The 22,431-nt window shown below is 69.6% G+C and carries 18 protein-coding genes and 1 tRNA gene; 14 read left to right on the forward strand and 5 right to left on the reverse strand.

What is annotated here, in order from left to right:
* The first annotated feature begins 37 nt into the window (after positions 1 to 37).
* The gene (locus ACH82I_RS10930) at positions 38 to 505 is read left to right on the forward strand and encodes a MarR family winged helix-turn-helix transcriptional regulator (RefSeq protein ID WP_413332553.1); all 468 of its coding nucleotides are present in this window, start codon (positions 38 to 40) and stop codon (positions 503 to 505) included.
* Between the two features lie 57 nt (positions 506 to 562).
* On the opposite strand, the gene ACH82I_RS10935 is transcribed toward ACH82I_RS10930, so the two are convergent.
* The 3 genes from ACH82I_RS10935 to ACH82I_RS10945 all read right to left on the reverse strand — a co-directional run bounded on the left by ACH82I_RS10935 (position 563) and on the right by ACH82I_RS10945 (position 4,226).
* A complete protein-coding gene (locus tag ACH82I_RS10935; RefSeq protein ID WP_230745622.1) occupies positions 563 to 1,033 on the reverse strand; it encodes a VanZ family protein in 471 nt (156 codons plus the stop codon).
* A 127-nt stretch (positions 1,034 to 1,160) separates the two neighbouring features.
* Positions 1,161 to 2,237, reverse strand: coding sequence for an NAD(P)-dependent alcohol dehydrogenase (locus ACH82I_RS10940; RefSeq protein ID WP_413332555.1), 1,077 nt, complete (start codon positions 2,235 to 2,237; stop codon positions 1,161 to 1,163).
* Positions 2,238 to 2,429: 192 nt separating this feature from the next.
* Positions 2,430 to 4,226 (reverse strand): bifunctional 3'-5' exonuclease/DNA polymerase, encoded by a 1,797-nt coding sequence (locus tag ACH82I_RS10945; RefSeq protein ID WP_413332556.1) that lies wholly within the window; start codon positions 4,224 to 4,226, stop codon positions 2,430 to 2,432.
* Between the two features lie 180 nt (positions 4,227 to 4,406).
* Here ACH82I_RS10945 and ACH82I_RS10950 point away from each other — a divergent pair, with 180 nt between their 5' ends.
* On the forward strand, positions 4,407 to 5,777 hold the full coding sequence (locus ACH82I_RS10950; RefSeq protein WP_413332558.1) for an FAD-binding oxidoreductase: 1,371 nt from the start codon (positions 4,407 to 4,409) through the stop codon (positions 5,775 to 5,777).
* Here the strand turns inward: ACH82I_RS10950 and ACH82I_RS10955 are convergent.
* Complete coding sequence (locus ACH82I_RS10955; RefSeq protein ID WP_413332560.1) at positions 5,762 to 7,072, reverse strand: MFS transporter; 1,311 nt, start codon at positions 7,070 to 7,072, stop codon at positions 5,762 to 5,764. The two genes, ACH82I_RS10950 and ACH82I_RS10955, sit on opposite strands and share 16 nt — an antisense overlap.
* Positions 7,073 to 7,318: 246 nt before the next feature.
* Between ACH82I_RS10955 and ACH82I_RS10960 the strand changes: the two genes are divergently transcribed.
* The 12 genes from ACH82I_RS10960 to ACH82I_RS11015 all read left to right on the forward strand — a co-directional run bounded on the left by ACH82I_RS10960 (position 7,319) and on the right by ACH82I_RS11015 (position 21,637).
* A complete protein-coding gene (locus ACH82I_RS10960; protein ID WP_413332562.1) occupies positions 7,319 to 7,876 on the forward strand; it encodes a TetR/AcrR family transcriptional regulator in 558 nt (185 codons plus the stop codon).
* Positions 7,877 to 8,049: 173 nt separating this feature from the next.
* Positions 8,050 to 8,430, forward strand: a complete 381-nt coding sequence (locus ACH82I_RS10965) for a YciI family protein (RefSeq protein ID WP_413332564.1) — start codon at positions 8,050 to 8,052, stop codon at positions 8,428 to 8,430.
* A gap of 25 nt (positions 8,431 to 8,455) precedes the next feature.
* Positions 8,456 to 9,514, forward strand: coding sequence for an RNA polymerase sigma factor (locus ACH82I_RS10970; RefSeq protein ID WP_413332566.1), 1,059 nt, complete (start codon positions 8,456 to 8,458; stop codon positions 9,512 to 9,514).
* A 45-nt stretch (positions 9,515 to 9,559) separates the two neighbouring features.
* A complete protein-coding gene (locus tag ACH82I_RS10975; RefSeq protein ID WP_413332568.1) occupies positions 9,560 to 10,327 on the forward strand; it encodes a TetR/AcrR family transcriptional regulator in 768 nt (255 codons plus the stop codon).
* Positions 10,327 to 13,053, forward strand: a complete 2,727-nt coding sequence (locus ACH82I_RS10980; protein WP_413332569.1) for an ABC transporter ATP-binding protein/permease — start codon at positions 10,327 to 10,329, stop codon at positions 13,051 to 13,053. The genes ACH82I_RS10975 and ACH82I_RS10980 overlap by 1 nt, the downstream gene beginning before the upstream one ends.
* Positions 13,050 to 14,846, forward strand: coding sequence for an ABC transporter ATP-binding protein (locus tag ACH82I_RS10985; protein WP_413332571.1), 1,797 nt, complete (start codon positions 13,050 to 13,052; stop codon positions 14,844 to 14,846). Before ACH82I_RS10980 ends, ACH82I_RS10985 begins: the two co-directional genes overlap by 4 nt.
* 105 nt (positions 14,847 to 14,951) lie before the next feature.
* Complete coding sequence (mvk, locus tag ACH82I_RS10990) at positions 14,952 to 15,944, forward strand: mevalonate kinase (RefSeq protein WP_230745636.1); 993 nt, start codon at positions 14,952 to 14,954, stop codon at positions 15,942 to 15,944.
* Entirely contained in the window at positions 15,941 to 16,930 is a 990-nt protein-coding gene (gene mvaD, locus ACH82I_RS10995; protein WP_413332573.1) for a diphosphomevalonate decarboxylase, read from the forward strand. Before mvk ends, mvaD begins: the two co-directional genes overlap by 4 nt.
* Positions 16,927 to 18,015 (forward strand): phosphomevalonate kinase, encoded by a 1,089-nt coding sequence (locus tag ACH82I_RS11000; protein ID WP_413332575.1) that lies wholly within the window; start codon positions 16,927 to 16,929, stop codon positions 18,013 to 18,015. Before mvaD ends, ACH82I_RS11000 begins: the two co-directional genes overlap by 4 nt.
* Positions 18,005 to 19,132 (forward strand): type 2 isopentenyl-diphosphate Delta-isomerase, encoded by a 1,128-nt coding sequence (gene fni, locus ACH82I_RS11005; protein WP_413332577.1) that lies wholly within the window; start codon positions 18,005 to 18,007, stop codon positions 19,130 to 19,132. Before ACH82I_RS11000 ends, fni begins: the two co-directional genes overlap by 11 nt.
* Positions 19,133 to 19,199: 67 nt before the next feature.
* Positions 19,200 to 20,279, forward strand: a complete 1,080-nt coding sequence (locus ACH82I_RS11010; protein WP_413332579.1) for a hydroxymethylglutaryl-CoA reductase — start codon at positions 19,200 to 19,202, stop codon at positions 20,277 to 20,279.
* Positions 20,276 to 21,637, forward strand: a complete 1,362-nt coding sequence (locus ACH82I_RS11015) for a hydroxymethylglutaryl-CoA synthase family protein (RefSeq protein WP_230745645.1) — start codon at positions 20,276 to 20,278, stop codon at positions 21,635 to 21,637. The genes ACH82I_RS11010 and ACH82I_RS11015 overlap by 4 nt, the downstream gene beginning before the upstream one ends.
* 275 nt (positions 21,638 to 21,912) lie before the next feature.
* Here ACH82I_RS11015 and ACH82I_RS11020 read toward each other — a convergent pair.
* A tRNA-Leu gene (locus ACH82I_RS11020) sits at positions 21,913 to 21,999 on the reverse strand.
* Positions 22,000 to 22,431: the final 432 nt, after the last annotated feature.

The following is a 22,431-nucleotide window of genomic DNA, read 5'->3' on the forward strand; positions in this document are numbered from 1 at the left end:
TAACGTGACATAGAAAAATGTATGTCAGAATGCTTACATGAGTCAAGAGGGGCAGAGAAGCACGGAAGACCTCCCGAGTCTCGAATCGATGCTCGGCTATCAGCTCAAGCACCTGCAGTCGGCGCTGCGCTCGCGCATGGACGAATCGCTGCGGGAGCTTGGGCTCTCGACGCCGCAGTACGTGTGCCTCGAGCAGCTGCGCAGACGTCCCGGCGCCTCGAATTCGGAGCTCGCCCGCGGCGGATTCGTCACCCGGCAGACGATGAATACCCTGCTGCGGGGCCTGCAGGACCGGGGTCTGGTGACCAGGCCGGAGAAGGCGGAGACGGGCAGGGCGCTGCCGACGACCCTGACGGACGAAGGCGGGCAGCTGCTCGATCAGGCGGCCGAACGGATCGCGCGCATTCAGGAGCGGATGATCTCGAGGCTCGACTCGGCGCAGCGCGAGCGTCTGGCCGGGGACCTCGAGCTGTGCATCGCAGCCCTCGAGGAGGGCGAAGACTGAGCCTCAGCTGACTGCGAGGCTCTCTCTGACCCCGCGACGCCAACTGGCCCCGCCGACTTATCTGACCACGCGGTCCGGAGGACGGTCCTCCTCCTGCTTCGGCGGCAGCAGAACCATGACGAGCAGCCCGAGGGCGGCGCCGATGCCCGAACCGATCGTGTTCGTCACGAGGTCGCTGATGGTGGCGAACCGCGTCTGCGTGAGCACCGTCCCCTGGAAGATCTCGATGGCCGCGCTGAACCCGGCCCCCACGACTCCGCCGAGCCACCAGCGGCTGCGTCCGAGGTGAAGGGCGAGGAGGAGCCCGAAGGGGATGAACATCCCTACGTTCGCGAGCTTCTCGACTCGCGAATAGGTCAGCCACTCGGTCGCCGAATGGCTCGCGAAGAACTCGAGCAGCCGACCGATCGGCCCGTAGGGACCCGTGTCGAGCTGCTGGGGAGTGAGGGTGACGAAGGCGATGAACAGGGTGTAGAAGATCAGCATGATGAGTGGGGCATTGCCCATTCGACGATCGCGACCTGTCATTGTCCCAAGCCTACCGAGGGAATCTTGGTGCTGGATCAGACCCGGATCAATGCCGGATCACAGACGACGCAGGGCCGCTCCTCTCGACGAGAGGAACGGCCCTGCGGATCAGACGGATCAGAAGCCCTCAGGCCACCTCGGCGTCCGCGAAGCTCGCGGTGTCGATGACGGCGCGGAAGTGCACGTCGCCGGACACGACCCGGTCATAGGCGACATCGACTTCGCCGATGCCCACGGTCTCGATCTTCGCGGCGATGCCGTGCTCGGCGCAGAAGTCGAGCATCTCCTGGGTCTCGGGGATGCCGCCGATGTTCGATCCGGCGAGCACCTTGGCGCCGCCGATGACCGAGCCGAAGGACAGATCCTGCTTCTCCGGGGGCAGGCCGACGACGGCCATGACGCCGCGCGCCTTGAGCAGGCGCAGGTAGCGGTCGACGGGGATGTCGGCGCTGATCGTGTTGAGGATGAGGTCGAACTCACCCTTGTGATCGCTGAAGAAGTCCTCGTCGGAGGTCGCGAGCATCCGCTGCGCGCCGAGCTCGAGAGCCTCCTGCTCCTTCTTCATGGAGCGGGAGAGCACGGTGACGTCGGCACCCATGGCCACGGCGATCTGCACGCCCATGTGGCCGAGTCCGCCGAGTCCGAGGACCGCGACCTTCTTCGGTGCCCCGTTCTTGGCCTCTCCGGCGCCCCAGCGGTTGAGCGGGGCGTAGGTGGTGATGCCTGCGCAGAGCAGCGGTGCCGCGACGTCGAAGTCGAGGGCGTCGGGGATCCGGCAGACGAAGCGTTCGTTGACGACGACCTTCTCCGCATATCCGCCCTGGGTGACGGTGCCGTCGACGTCGGTGGAGTTGTAGGTGCCGACGCTGCCGTTCAGGCAGTTCTGCTCCTGGCCGGCACGGCATTCCTCGCACTCGCCGCAGGAATCGACCATGCAGCCCACGCCCACGCGGTCGCCGACCTTCCAATCGGTGACGTTCTCACCGACCGCCTCGACGACGCCGGCGATCTCATGGCCGACGGTCAGCGGGAAGCTCGCCTCGCCCCATTCGTTGCGGATGGTGTGGATGTCGCTGTGGCAGATCCCTGCGGCCTTGATGTCGATGACCACATCATCGGCCCGTGGGTCCCGGCGTTCGATGTTCGCGACTTTGAACGGCTGGTCCGGGCCGGTCTTCTGCAGAGCCTTGACGGTGATGCTCATGGGTTCTCCTCACGTAACTGGGGCGATTCCGGTGCGCTCGTCCGGCACGGCAGCTCGGGCATGGTGGCCCGGGTGCCGGCTGACGATCTCACACCGTTCCACGACGTCCAGCGTCGAGGGGCCCCGGATTATTCCATGCACGGGCGCTTATTCTTCACCCGTCTCCTCACCCGGTACTCGCGAGCGGACCTCTCAGTCCTTGACCGCGCGCTCGGAGATCGCAAGATCGAGCGGGAAGTCGACCGGCGCATCCCCGAAGAGCAGTCGACCCGCCGAGGCGGCCGATTCCCTGATCGCGTCCGCGGCGGCCTCAGCGTGCTCGGCGGGGGCATGGACGATGACCTCGTCGTGGAGGAAGAAGACGAGATGCGCGCGGCGGGAGAACACCGGCCCCGAGGCGGCGGCTGAACCCTCCCCCTCGACCGGGTTCCCGTCGCCCGCGAGATTCTCCCCGGCCTCCGGCAACCGGGCCAAGCGCAGACGGAGGTCCGCGAGCCACGCCAGGGCCCATTCGGCCGCGGTGCCCTGGACGACGAAGTTGCGAGTGAATCGCCCCTGGTCACCGGCGGCGCGCCGGGCCCGGTTTTCATCGGCGGCGGTGGCGTCGAACTGGTTCGCCGCCTTCTGCACCTCCAGCCACCGCTGCCCGGGTGCCGGAGACGTCCGCCCCAACCAGGTGGACACGACTCCTCCCTGCACCCCCACCTCGGCGGCGGTGTCGACAAGGTGCATCGCGGCGGGGAAGCTCGTGCGCAGACGCGGCACAAGGGCGCCGGCCTCCCCAGTCGTCGACCCGTACATGGCGCCGAGCACGGCGATCTTCGCCTCCTGCCTCGTGGCGACTACTCCGGCGTCGACGAGGCCCGAGTAGAGGTCACGGCCCCGCCCGGCCTCGGCCATCGCCCGGTCACCGGACATGGCGGCGAGCGCCCGAGGCTCGAGCTGGGCGACATCGGCCGAGATCAGCCGCCAGCCGGGATCCGCGCGCAGGGCCGGGCGCAGCTGCCGCGGAATCTGCAGGGCACCGCCGCCACTGGCCGCCCACCGTCCGGTCACGACCCCACCGGGAACATAGACGGGCCGGTAGCGCCCCTGCTCGACCCATTCGTCGAGCCAGTGCCAGCCGTTGGCCGAGAGCAGCCGGGCCTGCTTCTTGTAGCGCAGCAGCGGCTCGACGGCCGGATGCTCGCTGGTTTCGAGCTCCCACTTCGAGGTCGAGGCGACGTTGATCCCGGCATTGCGCAGGGCCTGGAGCAGGCGGACGGGCGAGTCGAGATTGGCTCGCGGATCACCGAGTGCGGCCCGCACCTCCTCGGCGACGGCGAGCATCTTCGCCGGCTTCCCGTCCCCGATCGGGCGGGGACCGAGGATGTCTGTGAGGATCCGCTCATGCTCGGCCACGTCCCAGGGCACCCCGGCGGCCTGCATCTCCGCGGCCACGAGACCGCCGGCGGATTCGGCGGCCAGCAGGAGGCGCAGTCGCCCGGGGTCGCTCGCCCCGGCCTGGGCACGGTTCTGCCGCTCGTATTCGGCCAGGGCCTCGTCGATGCCGTGGGGCACCTGTCTGACGTAGCCGCGACCTTCGGCGACCTCGAACAGGGCGACCGGGGCATCGACTCCCGCAGCCGCCGTCGGCCCGGCCTCCCATTGTGCGGCCGCACGGATCTCCCCGGGCTCGGTCACGAGCTCGGAACGGGCGAGGATCGCGCGGGCCAGACGGAGATCATGGCAGCGTTCGATGCGGACACCGGCGGCCAGCAGCGGCGGGTACCACTTCGGAGTATCGCTGAAGACCCACCTCGGCGGGGGTATTCGGGTCGAACGGCCGCGTTCTTCGAGGTCACGGACCCGCTCGGGCAGCTCCACCTCGGCGATGTCGGTCCTGCCGATCACTGCTCCGGCGTGATCGACCTCGACCATGGCCACCCGGTCGTCACCGGCGCGCCCAAGCACGCACGCAGCGGGAGGACGGTCGGGGACGGCGGACATGATCCCAGCCTACTGCGCACCGGGGACACGACCGCGGACGCAGCGCGGACGCGGCTGCGTACGCACCGTCTAGCCCGCCGCTGTCCGACCGATGGCCGCCGAGAACAACCGAATGTGATCCTGGTAACGTCGGCGGCACACCACGGATGTCGGACATCGCACGAAAGGCCCACACACAACATGGACGTTGTCTCCTCCCTCATCGAGGCCCTCGCCTCCTCGGCCGTCATCACCGATCCCGACTCCATGGACGCCTACCGCTGGGACCGCGCGAACGACCCCGACGCCGGTGTGCCGCTGGCTGTGGTCAGGGCGACCTCGACGGCCGATGTGCAGGCCGCCGTCCGTATCGCAGCCGCAGCGAAGGTGCCGATCGTCCCCCGCGGGGCGGGCTCCGGGCTCTCCGGCGGCAGCTCCGCGATCGCCGAAGGCATCGTCCTGTCCCTCGACCGGATGCGCGAGATCAACATCGACCCGATCACCCGGATGGCCGTGGTCCAGCCGGGTGCCTTCAACGCCGAGGTCAAGGCCGCTGCCGCCGAGCACGGCCTGTGGTATCCGCCGGATCCCTCCTCCTTCGAGTTCTGCTCGATCGGCGGCAACATCGCCACCAACGCCGGCGGACTATGCTGCGTGAAATACGGCGTGACCACGGACTATGTGCTGGGGATGACGGTCGTCCTCGCCGATGGGCGCTCGGTCGAGCTCGGCGGACCCCGGCTCAAGGACGTCGCCGGTCTGCCGCTGACCAAGCTGTTCGTCGGCAGCGAGGGAACGCTGGGCATCATCACCGAGGTGACGCTGCGGCTGATCCCGGCCCAACTGCCGCCGACCACCGTCGTCGCGATGTTCCGCAACCTCGCCGAGGCGACGCAGGCGGTGCTCGACATCGCCCGTGAGCTGCGGCCCTCGATGCTCGAGTTCATGGACCGCACATCGATCAACGCCGTCGAGGACGAGATCCGCATGGGACTCGACCGCGAGGCCGAGGCGATGCTCGTCATGCAGTCGGACGAACCCGGCGAACACGCGGCGTCCCAGGCAGGAAAGCTCGAGGAGATCTGCCGGGCCAACAACGCCTCGGAGTGCTATCTCACCGAAGATCCGGACGAGGGCGAGGCCTTCGTGGCCGCCCGCCGGATGGCGATCCCCGCGGTCGAGAAGACGGGGGCGCTCCTGCTCGAGGATGTCGGGGTGCCGCTGCCGATGCTCGGCGAACTCGTGCTCGGGATCGAGAAGATCTCGCAGGAGCGGGCCGTGACGATCGCGGTCATCGCCCATGCCGGGGATGGCAACACGCATCCGCTGCTCCTCCTCGACCCGAAGGACGATGCCCAGCAGGTGCGGGCACGCATCGCCTACGGCGAGGTCATGGACCTGGCGACGGGACTCGGCGGGACGATCACCGGGGAGCACGGGGTCGGCCGGCTCAAGGCACCTTGGCTCGCGGCCCACCTCGGCGATGACGTGATGGAGCTCAACCACCGGATCAAGCAGGCACTCGATCCCGACAACATCCTCAATCCCGGAGCCGTCTACCTCGGGCTCTGAGGCTCGCGAGGCCGGCGGGCTCGGTGTCGGCGGCGCAGCACCGGGGCGAGGGCGACGACGAGGACGAGCACTCCCATCGGGATGAGCAGTGCGCTCCGCAGTCCCCAATGCTCGCCGACGAGGCCGAGCGCCGGTGGTCCGACGAGGAAGGCGAGGTAGCCGATCGTCGAGACCGTGGCCACGCGTTTGGCCGGGTTCGGTCCCGAGGCGCCTGCCTCGGAGAGCGCCACCGGGAAGCCGAGTGAGGTGCCCAGCCCCCACAGGATGACGGCGATCGCGGCGACGACCTGACTGTCGATCAGCGAGGTCAGGCCGATCCCGACGAGCCCGAAGGCTCCACTGACCAGCAGCACGTTCGGGCGTCCGAAGCGGGCGACGATGGGCCCGCCGAGGAACCTGCCGAGCGTCATCGACGCGGCGAAGATCGCGTAGACGCTCGAGCCCAGCGCCGCATCGAAGCCGTGCCCGTCGACCATGACCAGGGGCAGCCAGTCGTTGGCCGTGCCCTCGGCCAGAGCCATCCCGAGCACGATCGCGCCGATGACGATGAGCCGCGGATCCCTCCACACCGGGCGAGCGCGGGATCCGGACACCGTCGAGGCGGCACTGGGGTTCCGGTCGTCGTGGGCAGAGGCGGATGCGTCCGCCGAGGTGGTCGCTGCGTCGGTCCTGCCCGTCCCCGCGGGGACGTGGCGCATGGCCGGGACGAGGACGATCGCCCCGAGGATGCCGATGGCCACGAGGTGGATGAGCACGGAGAAGTCCGCGGCGGTGGCGACGATGCCGAGCACCGCGCCGATCACCGTGCCGAGGCTGAAGAACCCGTGCAGTGCGGGCAGGAACGGGGTGCCCAGATGCTTCTCGAGCTCGGCGCCCTCGACGTTCATCGCGACCTCGCCGGTGCCCATGCCCAGGCCGAAGACGACGAGCCCGGCCGCCACGACGAGCGACTGGGACACGGCGGCACCGATGCCGACGATCGGCATGCTCGCGACGACGCCGATCGTGCCGACGAGGACGACCGGACGGGCTCCCCACCGGGAGACGAGCGGGCCGGAGCCGAGGATGCCGATCATCGAGCCGATCGAGAGGCCGAAGAGGACGAGGCCCATCTGCGCTGTCGAGGCGTCGAGAGAATCGCGGATCGACGGAGTCCGGGTCACCCAGGAGGCGATCGAGATGCCGGGCAGGAAGAAGAGTGCGAGAAGGGCGAGGCGGCGCCGGTTGAGCGAACTCGTCCCGGACGTTCGACGCGACCGGTACCCGGTCTCATGGTGCTGTGCTTCGGTGCGCATCGGCTCATCTCCTTCTCGGATCTTGTCTTTCGGTGTCTCCCGGGTCCACGGTCCGCCCGCGCGATTGGTACAGTCGTACACACTCCCGGTGCGTGTACAAATGTACACTCTGTGCAGGACGACCGCCACGGACGGCACCGGAAGACCGAGCGAACACACGGTGACGAAAGACGCGGAACCCAAAGACAGGGAACCGCAGGCGAAAGACCGAGAACACGCAAGGCACAGGAACAGGAGGGGTGCGGCATGAGCGCACGCAGCGGGGTCCCGAACGACCCCGGCCGCCGCGAGCGGATCATTCAGGCCGCTCTCGAGCTCATCCTCGACGAGGGCGTCGCGGCGGCCTCCCACCGTGTGGTCGCCGCCCGCGCGGGCGTTCCCCTGGGTTCGATGACCTACCACTTCAGTGGTCTCGACGAGATCATCACCGAGGCCTTCAGACTGCTCGTCTCCCGCCTGTCGGGTCGCTACAAGGACGGCCTCCACGCCTCGAAGACCCTGGCCGAAGCGCGCGAGTCGATCGTCGAGATCATCTGCGGGGACGAATTCATCACCCCGCGCGAGATGGCCGGCATCTTCGAGCTCTACTCCTACGGTCGGTGCTCCCGGGACTCGGCCGAGATCGCCTCCTCATGGATGGACATCAGCCATTCCGCACTCACCGAGCACTTCACCCCCGCCTCGGCGCGGGCCGTGGATGCGCTCATCGAGGGCTGGACGATCCACCACCACCTCGGCGGGGTCGCCCCCGACCGCGATCTCGTGCGCTCGGCCGTCACCGCGGTGACCTCGCTGAACGGCTAGAGCTGAGCCTTCCGGCCGATGACCTGGAACGACAGCGTTCAGCGGGTCCGATTCCGTGCCAACCGGAGAAATTTCGACGATAATCGGCACCAGCTGTCGAATCGAGGATGATCCGATCGTCTTCTCGGTGAGCGACCGAGATGCGGCCGCCGCACAGGAACGGAGCCAGACCAATGCGCTACTCACTGATCTTCCACGCACCCGAGCCCGGAGCCGAGGGCCCAGCACCCTCGCAGGACGACATCGAGGAGATGATGCGGCTCATGGACGACTACGGCCAGGCGCTCGCCTCGGCCGGCGTCTTCGTCGCCTGGGAGATGCTCGCTCCCCAGTCGTCGACGACCACAGTCACTCGCCGAGGCGGTTCCGTGGTCATCGAGGACGGTCCCTTCGCTACGACGAAGGAGGCCCTGGCCGGGGTCGTCGTCATCGACGTGAGCGACCGGGATGCGGCCCTGGCCTGGGCGGAGAAGTTCCCGGGCACGAGCTACGGCACCATCGAGGTGCGCCCGGCGGCGACCTCGTTCGTCGACGGCGCCTGGACCAGGCCGTGACGTCGGGTTCGAGCATCGCACGCCGATGACCGACCGGGCCGATCCCGTCGATCGGGGCCTGAGGGCCTGGCGGGAGTCGGGTGTGCCGCGCAACCCCGAAGGCTGGCTCTACCGGGTGGCGCTGAACGCACGACGGGACGTGTGGAAGTCCGCGGCCGCCCGCACATCGGTGGCCTTCGATCCCGAGGTCCACGACGAGACCGGGCACGAGAACCCGGCCGAGGCCGACCCCGAAGCCCTGCCCGACCGGCGCCTCGAGCTCCTCACCGCCTGCGCCCATCCGGACATCGACCCCGGCATCCGACCGCTGCTCATGCTCTCCGCGGTGATGGGGCTGACGGGACGGCAGATCGCCTCGGCGATGACATTGCCCGCGGCCACCGTGGCGGCCCGGCTGCCCGATGTGCGCGAGGCGATCTACGGGGCCTTCGCCATCGATTGGGTCCATTCCGCCTCCCAGCCGAGGGAGGGGATGATCGGCGAGGCCATCTTCCTCTCGGGTCTGCTCGCCCGCATGTGCCCAGGCGACGGGGAATCCCACGGTCTGGCGGCCCTCGTCCACCTCTCGGCCGCTCGTTTTCCCGCCCGCCGAGGTGAGGGCGGGGCCTTCGTGCCCTTGGCCGAGCAGGACCCCGAGGCCTGGAACACGAGTCTCGTCACGGCGGGCGAGCATCACCTCCGCGAGGTCCATCGCTGCGGTCATGTCGGGCGCTTCGGCCTCGAGGCGGCGATCCAGATCCTCCAGATGACCGGCGTCCGACGAGGTGAGACGGACTGGCCGATGCTGCTGCGTCTCCACGACGACCTGGACCGGATCGCTCCGAGCCTCGGCGGGTCCGTTGCTCGCGTGGCGGTCCTCGCCGAGGCGGACGGGCCGGCAGTCGCGCTGGCGGCACTCGAGGCCCTCGACTCCGACGACCGTCGCCTGACCGGCTTCCAACCTGCGTGGGTCCTGCGCGCCCACCTGCTCGCCCGCCTTGACCGCCGCGATGAGGCGAGCGCGGCCCTCCACCGCGCGATCGAACTGACCACCGACCCGGCCGAACGCGGCTACCTCATCCGATTGCCCAGATCATCTGCTTAGCCTATCCTTAGTTATCGGCATTAACTTTGAGGACAGGACCACCACATGCGCATCGGCGGACGACCGCGGCAGATCGGGATCGACGACATCGTCGCCGCAGGTCGCGACATCGGACTGCGCGAGCTCAGCCTCGGCGGCGTCGCCTCCCGCCTCGGCGTCTCCTCTGCGGCCCTCTACCGTCACGTAGAGAATCGCTGGGGCCTCGAACAGCTCGTCGGCGAAAGTCTCCTGTCCGATCTGGAGCTGCCCGACGACCCCGCCGCCGACGTGCCCACCCAGCTGCTGACCTTCGGGATCGCACTCTTCGACTTCGTCGTCGAACACCCCGGTCTCGCCTCCTACGTGCAGACCCTGTTCCCCCGCGGTGAGGCCGGTCGTCGGCTGCTGTCCGAGGAGACCGCCGCGATCGAGCGCCGAGGCTACTCGACCGATGCGGCGATCGTCCTGTGCAGCGCGGTGGCCACCCAGGCCATCGGCCACGCCGCCGCCGAGGACGCCCAGCGCGCCCGGGCAGAAGGCTGGGAGGCCCGACGCGCCGAGGCGGTCGAAGGCATGCGCGACATCGGTCGACTCCACGAAGCCCACCACCGACTGCCGCAGCTGAGCATGCCCCGCTACACCCGTCTCATGCTCGCCGCCACCGTGCGCGCGATCGTCGACATCCTCCCACCCGACCGGGACGTCGGCGAGGTCTTCGACGAACTCGAATCGCTGGTCGCGGCCAGCGAACCCCCGAGTCGCGACGTCGCCACGTCCCGGACAACCTCCACGTCCCACACACCTTCCTCACTCACCCCAGCGAAGGACCTCTGATGGCCAAACGCGGTTTCAACGGCGCGATCATGGGCGCCTTCGGTCTGCGCGACCACGAGGCGCTCGTCACCGATGTCGAACGACTCGCCCCGAAGTTCCTGCGCGTGCGCATGCACTCGCCCAGCATCTTCGCCGACGCGGAGGTCGGGCCCACCGCCTGGCTGCGCTTCTGGTTCCCCGATCCCGAGGACCCCGAGACCGAACATCAGCGCGGGTATACCATCACCGAGGCGGACCCCGAGTCCGGAACCTTCGCCGTCGACTTCGTCCTCCACGAACCCGCCGGTCCCGCCTCGGCGTGGGCCGAATCCGCGCGCCCCGGCATGCGCGTCGAGGTCGCCTCGATGGGCTCGAGCGTGTTCGCCATCCCCGAGGAGCTCCCGGCCGGGTATCTGCTCATCGGCGACTCGGCCTCGATCCCCGCGATCAACGGCATCCTCTCAGCCCTGCCCGCCGACGTCCCCGTCGAGGCCTACCTCGAAGAGCATGAGGAGACCGACCGCCTCATCCCCCTGGCCGATCACCCCCGGCTGAACCTCCACTGGGTCCCTCGCCGAGGCGACTCCTCCCTGGCGGCGGCCCTGGAGTCCCGAGATTGGTCGGATTGGCACGTGTGGACGGCTCCGGAGTCCGGCTCGCTCAAACAGCTGCGGTCCCGGCTGAAGGACGAGTTCGGCTTCCCGAAGTCCGTGATCACCGCACGTGCGTACTGGTACTCGGGACGCGCCTTCGGGTCGATGCGCGGCGGAAAGAAGGAGGAGCCGCAACAGGCGACTACCCCGGAGACGCCCGAAACCCTCGCAGCACCCGCCGTCCCCACCTCGGCGAGCCCGGCCTCCGCGACTCCTACCCCTGCACCGAAGGGCTCGTGGAAGGCCGATGCCGGGAGGCGTCTCATCGCCGAACTCAAGCCGACGCTGTGGATCGCGGGCATCCTCCAGGGCATCGTCACCCTCGTCGAGCTCGCCCCCTACGTCCTCCTCGTCGAACTCTCCCGCCAGCTGCTCTCCGGCGCAAACGCCGAGCGACTCTGGACCACAGGCATCTGGGCTCTGATCCTCATGGCCACCGGCATCCTGCTGTCGGCGGCGCTGATGTTCTGGCTCCACCTCGTCGACGCCCGATTCGAGAGGAGCCTGCGGCAGAGGCTTCTCGACAAGCTCTCGCGGCTGTCGCTCGGGTGGTTCGTCGATCGCGGTTCGGGCCGGATCAAGCAGATCGTCCAGGACGACACCCTGTCCCTGCACTACCTCGTCACCCATGCGGTCTCCGATGCCGTGCAGGCAGCGGTGGCTCCCATCGCGGTGCTCGTCTACCTGTTCATCGTCGACTGGCGCATCGGGCTCGTCCTGCTCGTGCCCGTGCTCGTCTACATCATCGCGATGTACATCATGCTCATCCAGTCCGGGTCGAAGCCGAAACAGGCCCTGACCTGGAAGGAGACCCTCAACGTCGAGGCCGGCGGGTACCTGGCCGGGCAGCCCGTGGTCCGCGTCTTCGGCGGCGCGGCGGCCTCCCGGTTCCGCACCCGCCTCGACGAATACATCCGCTTCCTCTCGGACTGGCAGCGACCCTTCACGAAGTACAAGACGGTGATGGACCTCGCGAACCGCCCCGGCACGTTCCTCCTGCTCATCATCGCCCTGGGCACCCTGCTCACAGTCACCGGGTCGATGGATCCGATCGATCTGCTCCCCTTCCTCTTCCTCGGCACGACCTTCGGATCCCGCCTGCTCGGCATCGGCTACGGCATCTCGGGACTGAGCACCGGGCTGCTCGCGGCACGGCGGATCCGCAACGTCCTCGACGAGGAGGAGCTCACGGTCCGCGCGCCCGGCGACTCCCATGTGCCTCCCGTCGAGGCGGCCCCCACCTCGGCGGGAGACTCCACCTCCCCCACCGGTGCGGCAGTCCCCGCCGGCCTCGTCGAATTCGACCACGTCGGCTTCTCCTACCGACCCGGCGTGCCCGTCATCGACGATGTCAGCGTGAGGCTGCGGCCGGGGACCGTCACGGCCCTCGTCGGGCCCTCGGGCTCAGGAAAATCGACGCTCGCGGCCCTGCTCGCCCGGTTCCACGACGTCGATGCCGGAGCCGTGCGCATCGGCGGAACGGACCTGCGCGAGCTCGAGACCGATGAGCTCTACACGCGGGTCGGATTCGTCTTCCAGGACACCCAGCTCATCCACGGGACGGTGGCCGAGAACATCGCTCTCGCGGTGCCCGAGGCGGACCGGCAGCGGATCGTCGACGCCGCGAAGCAGGCCCAGATCCACGAGCGCATCGAGGCGCTGCCGGCCGGCTACGACACCGTGCTCGGCCCCGACGCCGCGCTCTCCGGCGGCGAACGGCAGCGGCTGAGCATCGCCCGGGCGATCCTCGCCGACACCCCGGTCCTCGTCCTCGACGAAGCCACGGCTTTCGCCGATCCCGAATCCGAACACCTCGTGCAGCAGGCCCTCGGCCGGCTCTCGGCGGGGCGGACCGTGCTCGTCATCGCCCACCGTCTCCACACGATCACCGAGGTCGATTCCATCGTCGTCCTCGACGGCGGGCGGATCGCCGAGACCGGAACCCATGCCGAACTCCTCGCCTCGGGCGGACGCTACCGTCGGCTGTGGGACGCACGGGAGACCACCCCCACCTCGGCGAGCGCCGCCGCTTCCACGAACGTCGCCGCTTCCACCAGCGCCGCCGCTTCCGCCTCCGAAGGAGCCGCCCGATGATCCGCACGCTCTTCGCCCTCCTTCCCGCGGACCGTCACCGGAAGGCGTTCCTGCACGTGGGGCTGACCCTGCTCAGCGTCATCCTCCGGGCCCTCGGCGCGGTCCTCCTCGTGCCTCTCATCGCGGCCCTCTTCGGCCCCGATCCGGCCCGCGCCTGGCCCTGGGTGGGACTGCTCGCCCTGGTCACCGCCGCCGGATGGGCCATCGACGCCGTGATCTCACGGATCGGCATCGACCTCGGCTTCGCCCTGCTGGACAACGCTCAGCACGGGGTGGCCGACCGGCTGGCCCGGATCAGGCTGAGCTGGTTCACCGCTGCCAACACGGCCACCGCGCGGGAGGCCATCGCCTCCGGCGGACCCGACCTCGTCGGCATCATCGTCTACCTGCTCACCCCGCTGCTGGCCGGGATCACCCTGCCGGTCGCGATCGCCCTCGCCCTGCTGCCGATCTCGGTGCCGTTGGGCATCGCCGCCCTCATCGGGGTTCCGATCCTGCTCGCGGCCTTCTTCGGCGGGGCGCGCATCGGACGACGAGCCGACCGTGCCGCGGCCGAGTCGAACACCGAGCTGACCGAACGCGTCGTCGAATTCGCCCGCACCCAGCAGGCCCTGCGCGCCGCCCGCCGCTCGGCACCGGCGCGCAGCCTCGTCGGATCCGCCCTGGCCCGGCAGCACGGGGCGACGATGAAGCTCATGCTCCTCCAGATCCCGGGTCAGCTGCTCTTCGGACTCGCCAGCCAGCTGGCGCTGCTCATCCTCGCTGGGACCACCGCCTATCTGACCGTGTCGGGCCGCCTCGGTGTGGCCGAGGCGATCGCCCTCATCGTCGTCATCATCCGCTACCTCGAGCCCTTCACTTCCCTGGCCGAGCTCGCCCCCGCGATCGAGACGACCACCGGGGTGCTGCGCACCATCCGCGCAGTCCTCGAGGCCCCGACCACCTCGGGTGGAACGACGTCGGCCGAGTTCGCCGCGCCGCCCCGGATCGAGTTCCAGCAGGTCTCCTTCCGCTACGGTCACGCCGACGGCGGCCAAAACGCCGCCGAGGTGCTCCATGAGCTCGACATCAGCTTCGAACCCGGAACGACGACGGCGATCGTCGGGCCCTCCGGCTCGGGCAAGTCGACGATCCTGTCCCTCGTGGCGGGCCTGCAGGAGCCGAGCTCGGGCCGGGTGCTCATCGACGGCCAGGATCCGCGCGACTGGGACGCCGAGACCCGCCGGCGCGCGGCCAGCGTCGTCTTCCAGCATCCCTATCTGTTCGAAGGCAGCATCCGCGAGAACATCCTCGCCGGCGCCATGGGCAGCCCGGGCACCACCGGCGCCACCGACAGCACTACCGACGCAGCCCACCACCTCGACACCGTCGCCCGCCTGGCCAGGGTCGACGAACTGACCACCCGGCTGTCCGGCGGCTGGGAGGCCGAGGTCGGCGAGGGCGGCACGGCGCTGTCCGGCGGCGAGCGCCAACGGGTCTCGATCGCCCGCGCCATCCTCAAGCCCGCGCCGATCCTCCTCGTCGATGAGGCGACGAGCGCCCTGGACACGGAGAACGAGACCGCGATCGTCACCGCCCTGACCGAGGACGCGACCCCGCGCACGCGCATCCTCGTCGCCCACCGCCTGGAGAGCATCCGCACCGCCGATCGTGTGATCTTCCTCGCGGACGGCGGCGTGGTCGAGGACGGTTCGATCGAGCAGCTGCTGGCCGCGAACGGACGCTTCGCCCACTTCTGGAGCGAGCAGGACGCGGCGGCCGATTGGAAGCTCGGAGCCCCCAACCCGGACTGATCGGCAAGGACACGCCACTGAGACCGGAGTCACCTCGTCTTCGGGATGACCCGGGGTTCGGCATATGATGGTGGCATCATTCCACGGACCCCGAAACCCACCTGCATGCACAATTCCTCACTGACCGACCCGAGTTCGACCGCGCACACCCGCGGCGAGGCATCGGCGGATACCGCGCAGGGCCTTGCCCATGCGAAGGCGATCCTCTTCGGAGAGCACGCCGTGGTCTACGGGTCCCCCGCCTTCGCCGTGCCCCTGCACGGGCTCGCCGCCCAGGCCGACATCCGGTACTCCCCGGGCAGGGAGACGCGCATCGAGAGCCAGCTGTTCGCCGGCACCGTGCTCGCCGCCCCCGAACCCATGGGTCCCGTCGTCGCCGGGCTGCGCGCCGCCCTCGAGGCGACCGGTGAGGGCATCGCCGAGGTGGAGCTGACCATCCGCAGCGCGATCCCCCACGGTCGTGGCTTGGGTTCCTCGGCCGCCGTCGCCACGGCTGTGGCCCGCGCCGTGGCCGGGCTGCGCGAACACACTTTCGACGAGTTCGCCCTCCACGAGATCGTGCAGAAGGCCGAGACCGTCGCCCACGGCCGGCCCAGCGGCATCGACGCCTGGGCCGTCGCCACCCCCGCCCCCATCCGCTTCCAGGGCGGACGGGCCACCACGATCGAGGTCGGCAGACCGCTGACCTTCGTGCTCGCCGATTCCGGCCATCACGGATCCACCGCCGAGGCGGTCGCCGGGGTCCGTGCGCTCCGCGATTCCGCGCCGACGACGATCGACCCGATGATCGCCCGCCTGGCCGAGCTGACCGAATCCGCGATCGACGACGTCCGTCGCGGTGACCGCGATGCCATCGGTGGGCGTATGCTCGAGGCGCACCGACTCCTCACCGAGCTCGGCGTGAGCACTCCGACGCTGGGCTCCCTCGTCGACGCGGCGACCGCCGCCGGAGCCCGGGGAGCCAAGCTCACCGGCGGAGGGCTCGGCGGCTGCGTGCTCGCACTGGCCGATTCGGCCGAGCAGGCCGAAGAGCTCGCGGATGCGCTGCGCGCGGCCGGAGCACCCCGCACCTGGACCACGGAGGTATCGAGGACATGAGGACGAGCACGGCCCGGGCGTATCCCAACATCGCCCTCGTCAAGTACTGGGGCAAGGCCGACGAGGCCCGCATCCTGCCGGCCGCCGGCAGCCTGTCTATGACCCTCGATGACTTCGAGACCACGACCACGGTCGTTCCCGCTCCCGAGGTCGATGCTGATGTCCTCGAACTCGACGGCACCTTCGCCGATGCCGACGCCACCAGCCGCATCACCACGTTCCTCGACCATGTCCGGACCCTCGCCGGCTCCACGGACAGAGTCCTCGTCCGCTCCCGCAACTCCGTGCCCACCGGGGCCGGACTGGCCTCCTCGGCGTCGGGCTTCGCGGCGCTGGCCACAGCCGCCGCGAACGCCTTCGAACTCGATCTCGACACCCGCGATCTCAGTCGGCTGGCCCGCCTCGGCTCCGGTTCCGCCTGCCGCTCCGTGGTGCCCGGCATGGCCGTGTGGCACTCCGGGGATGACGAGACCTCCTTCGCCGAACCCGTGGACGCCCCCGACATGCGGATGGTCATCGTCACCGTCGACCGGGGCCGCAAAGCGGTCTCGAGCCGCACCGCGATGCGCCTGACCGCGCAGACCTCCCCGTTCTACGACGCCTGGGTGTCCTCGACCGAGGACAGCCTCGAGAAGATGATCGCGGCCTGCCGGGCCGACGACTTCACGACCGTCGGCGAGCTCACCGAATCCCATGCCCTGCGCATGCACGCGGTCATCGCCTCCACCCTGCCCCCGATCCGCTATCTGCGCCCGCGCAGCGTGGCGATCTTCGATGCCGTCGCCGAACTCCGCGAACAGGGGCTCGAAGCCTATTCCACGGCCGACGCCGGACCGAACGTCGCGGTCATCGTCCGTCCCGCCGACGCCGAGCGGCTGGCCGCCCAGCTGACCGAATTCGGTGAGGTCCGCGTCGTCGCCCCCGGGCCCGGTGCCGAACTGCTGAGCGCAGACGCCGAGGTGCCCGCCGCCGAGGTGAGCGCATGATCGAGACGCGTGCGCCGGGCAAGCTCTACGTCGCCGGTGAGTACGCGGTCGTCGAACCCGGCGAACCCGCCGTGCTCGTCGCCGTCGACCGCTACATCACCGTGCAGCTGAACGAGAGCCGCGATGTCGGTCGGATCCATTCGAGCGAATACGGGCAGGCGCCGCTGGTCTGGCACCGCGAGGCCGACAACCAGAGCATCGTCCTCGAGCACCGCCCCGCAGACTATGTGCTCTCGGCGATCACCGCTGTTGAAGAGCTGCGTTCGGAGATCGGCACCGCCCCGCGCTACTTCGACCTCGACATCTCCAGCGAACTCGACGATGCGAACGGCCGGAAGTTCGGCCTCGGCTCCTCGGGCGCGGTGACCGTGGCGACGATCGCCGCCCTCGACGAGTTCTACGCCCTGGGCCTGACCCGCACCGAACGCTTCAAGCTCGCCCTGCTCGCGACCATCGCCGTCGCACCGACGGCCTCGGGCGGAGACCTCGCGGCAAGCACCTTCGGCGGCTGGATCCGCTTCACCTCCCCCGACCGGCAGGCCCTGCGCGCACACCGCGAGAAGCACGGGGTCGCCTCGGCGCTGTCCTGCTCGGAATGGGCCGGCTCCGGGGCCGCCCGCCTCACCCCGCCCGAAACCCTGCAGCTCCTCGTCGGCTGGACCGGTTCCCCGGCCTCGACCGAACGCCTCGTCGAACGGGTGCGCCTGCCCGGCGCCGAGGCCCAGCAGCCCTACGAGACCTTCACCTCCGACAGCCGCGCCTGCGTCGACGCCCTCGTGACTTCCTTCGCCGCCGCTGACGGCCGCGCCCTCGAATGCATCCGCCAGGCCCGCCGACTGCTGCAGCGCCTCGGCGCCTCCTCGGGCAGCCAGATCGAGACCGAGCAGCTGCGCAACCTGTGCGATATCGCCGAGAGCTACGGGGCCGCGGCCAAGCCCTCCGGTGCCGGCGGCGGGGACTGCGGAATCGCGCTCTCGGACGCCGAACTGCCGACGATCGACATCCTCCGCGAATGGGAGAGGCACGGCATCCGCCGCCTCAGCCTGTCCCCGCACGCGGCAGAGGGAGACATCGATGACTTCTGAGCACCCCGGCACCGGCCCCGACCCGGGCACCGACGCCCCGAACACCGACACCTCCCGTGCCTCGCGCAAGGACGACCACGTCCGGCTCGCCACCGAGCAGCGCGCAGCGCGTGAGCCGCACACCGACTACGACGATCTCGAGTTCGTCCATCACGCGCTGTCCGGCACGAACCCCGAGAGCGTCGACATCTCCGTCACCGTGGGCGACTGGACCTGGGCCACGCCCTTCTACGTCAACGGGATGACCGGGGGCACCGAAACCACCGGCCGGATCAACCGGGACTTGGCGATCGCCGCGCACGAGACCGGCCTGCCGATGGCCTGCGGGTCGATGAGCGTGGCCCTCGACGATGCCGAGGCCGCGAAGGGCTTCACCGTCATCCGCGAGGAGAACCCGAACGGATTCGTCATGGCCAACCTCGGCGCCGGTCGCGGCCCCGAGGATGCCCGCCGCGCCGTCGAGCTGCTCGGCGCCGATGCCCTGCAGATCCACATCAACCCCGTGCAGGAGACCGCGATGCCCGAGGGCACCCGCGACTTCTCCGACTGGGCCCGCGTGCTCGAAGAGGTCGTCGCGGCCTGTCCCGTGCCCGTCATCGTCAAGGAGGTCGGCTTCGGACTGAGCCGCCGCACTCTGGAGCGACTCGACTCGATCGGGGTCCGCTTCGCCGATGTCAGCGGGGCCGGCGGCACCGATTTCCTCGCCATCGAGAACGCCCGCAGCACGGCCGCCGAGGATTTCTCGATGCTCACCGGATTCGGGCAGTCCGCACTGGCCTGCCTGCTCGACGCCCCCGCGGACGGACCGACCCTGTTGGCCTCGGGCGGAGTCCGCAACCCCTATGATGTGGTCAAGGCGCTGTCCTGCGGGGCGCGGGCCGTCGGCGTCGCCGGCACCTTCCTGCAGGCCGTGCTCGACGGCGGACCCGAGCGTCTCGTCGAGCTCGTGCGCACCTGGCAGAATCAGACGACAGCACTGCTCGCCCTGCTCGGAGCCGACCGGCCCGAACAGCTCACCGGCACCGACCTGCTCACCCGCGGTCGCCTCGGCGAGTTCTGTCGTCTGCGCGGAATCGACGTCACCGCCCTGTCGCGGCGCTCCGAGCTGCATCGTTGATCAGGCACGTCGCCGTGTTCGGAGGACCAGAGGTCCGCGGAACGCACCATGATTCGAGGAGGAACCAGTGAACCAACCAGCAGGCAGCCGTGAGACCGTCACGGCGATCCCGACCACCTGGGTCGGCCCGCTGCGGGTCAGCGGCGCCGCCCTCGCCCCGGTCGGCACCCACACCGAGGTGGCCGTGCCCCTGGCCACCTACGAAACCCCGCTGTGGCCCTCGGTGGGCCGCGGCGCCTCGATCTCACGGGAGATCGAGGGCGGCATCCGGACCGTCATCGTCGACGAGCGGATGACCCGATCGACCCTGTTCGTCGCCGACAGCGCCATCACCGCCGAGGCGGCCGCGCAGGGGATCCGGCACCGCCTGGCCGAACTCGAGGCCGTGGTCGAAGCCGGCAGCAAGCACGCCCGGCTGATCGAGATCCACCCCGAGGTCGTCGGCAATCTCCTCTTCGTCCGCTTCGCCTTCCGCACGAACGACGCCTCCGGGCACAATATGGTCACCGCTGCCTCCGATGCGCTGATGGAGCGGATCCTGTCCTGGGACCTGGGCTTGGGCTACGGCTCGGTGTCGGGCAACTTCTGCTCGGACAAGAAGGCCACCGCCGTCAACGGGATCCGCGGCCGCGGTCGCAATGTCGTCGCCGAGATCCTCCTGCCCCACGAGGTGGTCGAGCGTCGCCTGCGGTCCACGGCCGCGAAGATGACCGACATCGTCGTACGCAAGAACCTCGTCGGCTCGACGATCGCCGGAGCCCTGCGCTCGGCCAACGCCCACTACGCGAACATGCTCCTCGCCTTCTACCTGGCCACGGGCCAGGATGCGGCGAACATCGTCGAGGGCTCGCAGGGCATCACCTATGCGGAGAACCGGGACGAAGGCCTGTACTTCTCGACCACCCTTCCCCACCTCATCGTCGGCACCGTGGGCAACGGCAAGCACCTGCCCCACGTCGACGAGGCCCTGACACGGCTCGGCTGCCGCGAGGACCGCGAACCCGGCGCCAACGCCGGCCGCCTGGCCGCACTGATGGCCGCGACCGTCCTCTGCGGCGAGCTCTCGCTGCTCGCCGCGCAGACGAATCCGGGAGAGCTGATGGCCACACACATGGAGATGGAACGCAGGGAGGCCGGTCAGGAATGAGCACGCACGAGAGCACAGCGAACGACAGCACCACCGCGAACGGCGGCGCACCGGCGATCGGGAGCGCACCGGCGATCGGCATCGACGACATCGAGCTCGCCACCGCCCATCACGTCCTCGACCTGGGCACCCTCGCCGAGGCGACCGGGACCGATCCGGCCAAGTTCCGTCTCGGACTCGGCCAGGACGAGTTCAGCTTCCCCGCCCCCGACGAGGACATCGTGACCATGGGGGCCACGGCGGCGCTGCCGCTCATCCAGCGCGGCGGCACCGAGGGCATCCGCACCCTCATCGTCGCCACCGAATCGGGCACCGATCAGTCGAAGGCCGCCGGTCTGGCGATCCACCGTCTCCTCGATCTGCCTTCCCAGGTCCGCGTCATCGAGTTCAAGGAAGCCTGCTATTCGGGCACCGCCGGCCTGCAGGCGGCGATCGGACTCGTCTCCCGCAATCCCGGCGACCGTGTGCTCGTCATCGCCAGCGATGTCGCCCGCTACGAGCTCGACTCCCCCGGGGAGCCGACGCAGGGTGCCGGAGCCGTTGCGATGCTCGTCTCCGCCGATCCGTCTCTGATCGAGATCGAACCGGCTTCCGGAATCCATTCTGCCGATGTCGATGACTTCTGGCGTCCGAACGATTCGACGACCGCGATCGTCGACGGCGCCCTCTCGGTCACCGCCTACCTCGATTCGCTGACCGGGGCGTGGAACGATCTGCAGGACCGGGGCGGAGCCGGGATCGCCGAGATCGACCGGATCCTCTACCACCAGCCGTTCACGAAGATGGCGAAGAAGGCCCAAGTGCACCTCGCCGGGATCACCGGAGCGGCGCTGAGCACGGAACTCGGCGTGGAAGCGGCTGCCGGGGTCGGTGCCGGTGGGGTCGGGGCCTCAGCCTCGACCGACACCGCGGAGCAGCCCGGGGCCCCAGCCTCAGCCGACACCGGTGCGACTGCCTCGGCGACACCCGGCCCACGCGACACCGGCCTGGCCACCTCGACGCTGTACAACCGTCGCCTCGGCAACTCCTACACGGCTTCGCTGTGGGCCGGGCTGTGCTCCCTGCTCGACCATGACGAGGATCTGGCCGGTCGGCGCATCGGTCTCTTCAGCTACGGCTCGGGCAGCGTCGGCGAATTCATCACCGGCCTCGTGAAGCCCGGCTACGCCGAGCACTCCCGCCGTGCCGAGGTCACCGCCGCTCTCGACGCCCGTGTGCCGCTGAGCGTCGCCGACTACCGTGAGCTGCACTCCGCCGAGCTCTCGAGCGCGGAGGACTCGCAGACCCCGCGGACCACCTCGGCGCCGTTCCGCTTCGCCGGGGTCACAGGCCGCGCCCGCGTCTACGAACGCAGCTGAGGCTCCTCGGTCGCGAGGCACGGCCGCGGCCCTCAGCCGAACGCCACCCTGCGCCCTGCGCGCCCGGGAACACCCTGCACGCCCGGGACCGCCCGCGAGATGCAACGCTCCGCTCGAAAACAACGTCACCCACGACGACTTTTTCAGGCGGAGCGTTGCAACGAGCCCTGACGTGGGTGCGGCGAGCCCGAACTTCGGTGCTCCGCACCACCGTTTCAGATACGAAACAGCCCCTCACCGGACCCGAAGGTCTCTGGTGAGGGGCTGTTGTCCGCTGGTGCGCGAGGGGGGACTTGAACCCCCACGACCTTGCGATCACTGGCACCTGAAGCCAGCGCGTCTACCAATTCCGCCACTCGCGCGAACAAGAGAAAACTCTAGCATCGACGTCGCCGAATCATGAAACCGGAACCGAGCGATCGGCCCGAAAAGGCCGAAAACGTGTCGACCTTCACATTCGCCCGCGGAGGGAAGGGCCGCGGAGGCCAGCGACCACCGCCGCACACCCCTCCCAGGACCAAGCCCAGGACCAGGCTCAGGACCGACCCCACGACCGGCCGACGAATCTGAACGCTCACCGGGAATCCGGACACAGCTGTGCCCCGCGAACACTGCGAACGTGAGTTGAGAGCCTCACCGCGTTAGGATTGGGTGTTGATGTGCCCGTCTCGGAGCATCCTTCCCGACCCGCCGGGCCGGGAGTGAGCACCGGGCGCACCAGCACGAATATGCTCGGACCATGGGGCCACAGGCCCAGAGAGTACGGTCTGGGCGCGTGGCGAACCGTTCGTCCA

This window comes from Brevibacterium sp. GP-SGM9, assembly GCF_047300845.1.
GTDB lineage: Bacteria > Actinomycetota > Actinomycetes > Actinomycetales > Brevibacteriaceae > Brevibacterium.

Bases quoted from the DNA above. Each gene is read 5' to 3' on its own strand.
- ACH82I_RS10930 (WP_413332553.1), top strand. From the start codon at position 38: ATGAGTCAAGAGGGGCAGAGAAGCACGGAAGACCTCCCGAGTCTCGAA.
- ACH82I_RS10935 (WP_230745622.1), bottom strand. From the start codon at position 1,033: ATGACAGGTCGCGATCGTCGAATGGGCAATGCCCCACTCATCATGCTG.
- ACH82I_RS10940 (WP_413332555.1), bottom strand. From the start codon at position 2,237: ATGAGCATCACCGTCAAGGCTCTGCAGAAGACCGGCCCGGACCAGCCG.
- ACH82I_RS10945 (WP_413332556.1), bottom strand. From the start codon at position 4,226: ATGTCCGCCGTCCCCGACCGTCCTCCCGCTGCGTGCGTGCTTGGGCGC.
- ACH82I_RS10950 (WP_413332558.1), top strand. From the start codon at position 4,407: ATGGACGTTGTCTCCTCCCTCATCGAGGCCCTCGCCTCCTCGGCCGTC.
- ACH82I_RS10955 (WP_413332560.1), bottom strand. From the start codon at position 7,072: ATGCGCACCGAAGCACAGCACCATGAGACCGGGTACCGGTCGCGTCGA.
- ACH82I_RS10960 (WP_413332562.1), top strand. From the start codon at position 7,319: ATGAGCGCACGCAGCGGGGTCCCGAACGACCCCGGCCGCCGCGAGCGG.
- ACH82I_RS10965 (WP_413332564.1), top strand. From the start codon at position 8,050: ATGCGCTACTCACTGATCTTCCACGCACCCGAGCCCGGAGCCGAGGGC.
- ACH82I_RS10970 (WP_413332566.1), top strand. From the start codon at position 8,456: ATGACCGACCGGGCCGATCCCGTCGATCGGGGCCTGAGGGCCTGGCGG.
- ACH82I_RS10975 (WP_413332568.1), top strand. From the start codon at position 9,560: ATGCGCATCGGCGGACGACCGCGGCAGATCGGGATCGACGACATCGTC.
- ACH82I_RS10980 (WP_413332569.1), top strand. From the start codon at position 10,327: ATGGCCAAACGCGGTTTCAACGGCGCGATCATGGGCGCCTTCGGTCTG.
- ACH82I_RS10985 (WP_413332571.1), top strand. From the start codon at position 13,050: ATGATCCGCACGCTCTTCGCCCTCCTTCCCGCGGACCGTCACCGGAAG.
- mvk (WP_230745636.1), top strand. From the start codon at position 14,952: ATGCACAATTCCTCACTGACCGACCCGAGTTCGACCGCGCACACCCGC.
- mvaD (WP_413332573.1), top strand. From the start codon at position 15,941: ATGAGGACGAGCACGGCCCGGGCGTATCCCAACATCGCCCTCGTCAAG.
- ACH82I_RS11000 (WP_413332575.1), top strand. From the start codon at position 16,927: ATGATCGAGACGCGTGCGCCGGGCAAGCTCTACGTCGCCGGTGAGTAC.
- fni (WP_413332577.1), top strand. From the start codon at position 18,005: ATGACTTCTGAGCACCCCGGCACCGGCCCCGACCCGGGCACCGACGCC.
- ACH82I_RS11015 (WP_230745645.1), top strand. From the start codon at position 20,276: ATGAGCACGCACGAGAGCACAGCGAACGACAGCACCACCGCGAACGGC.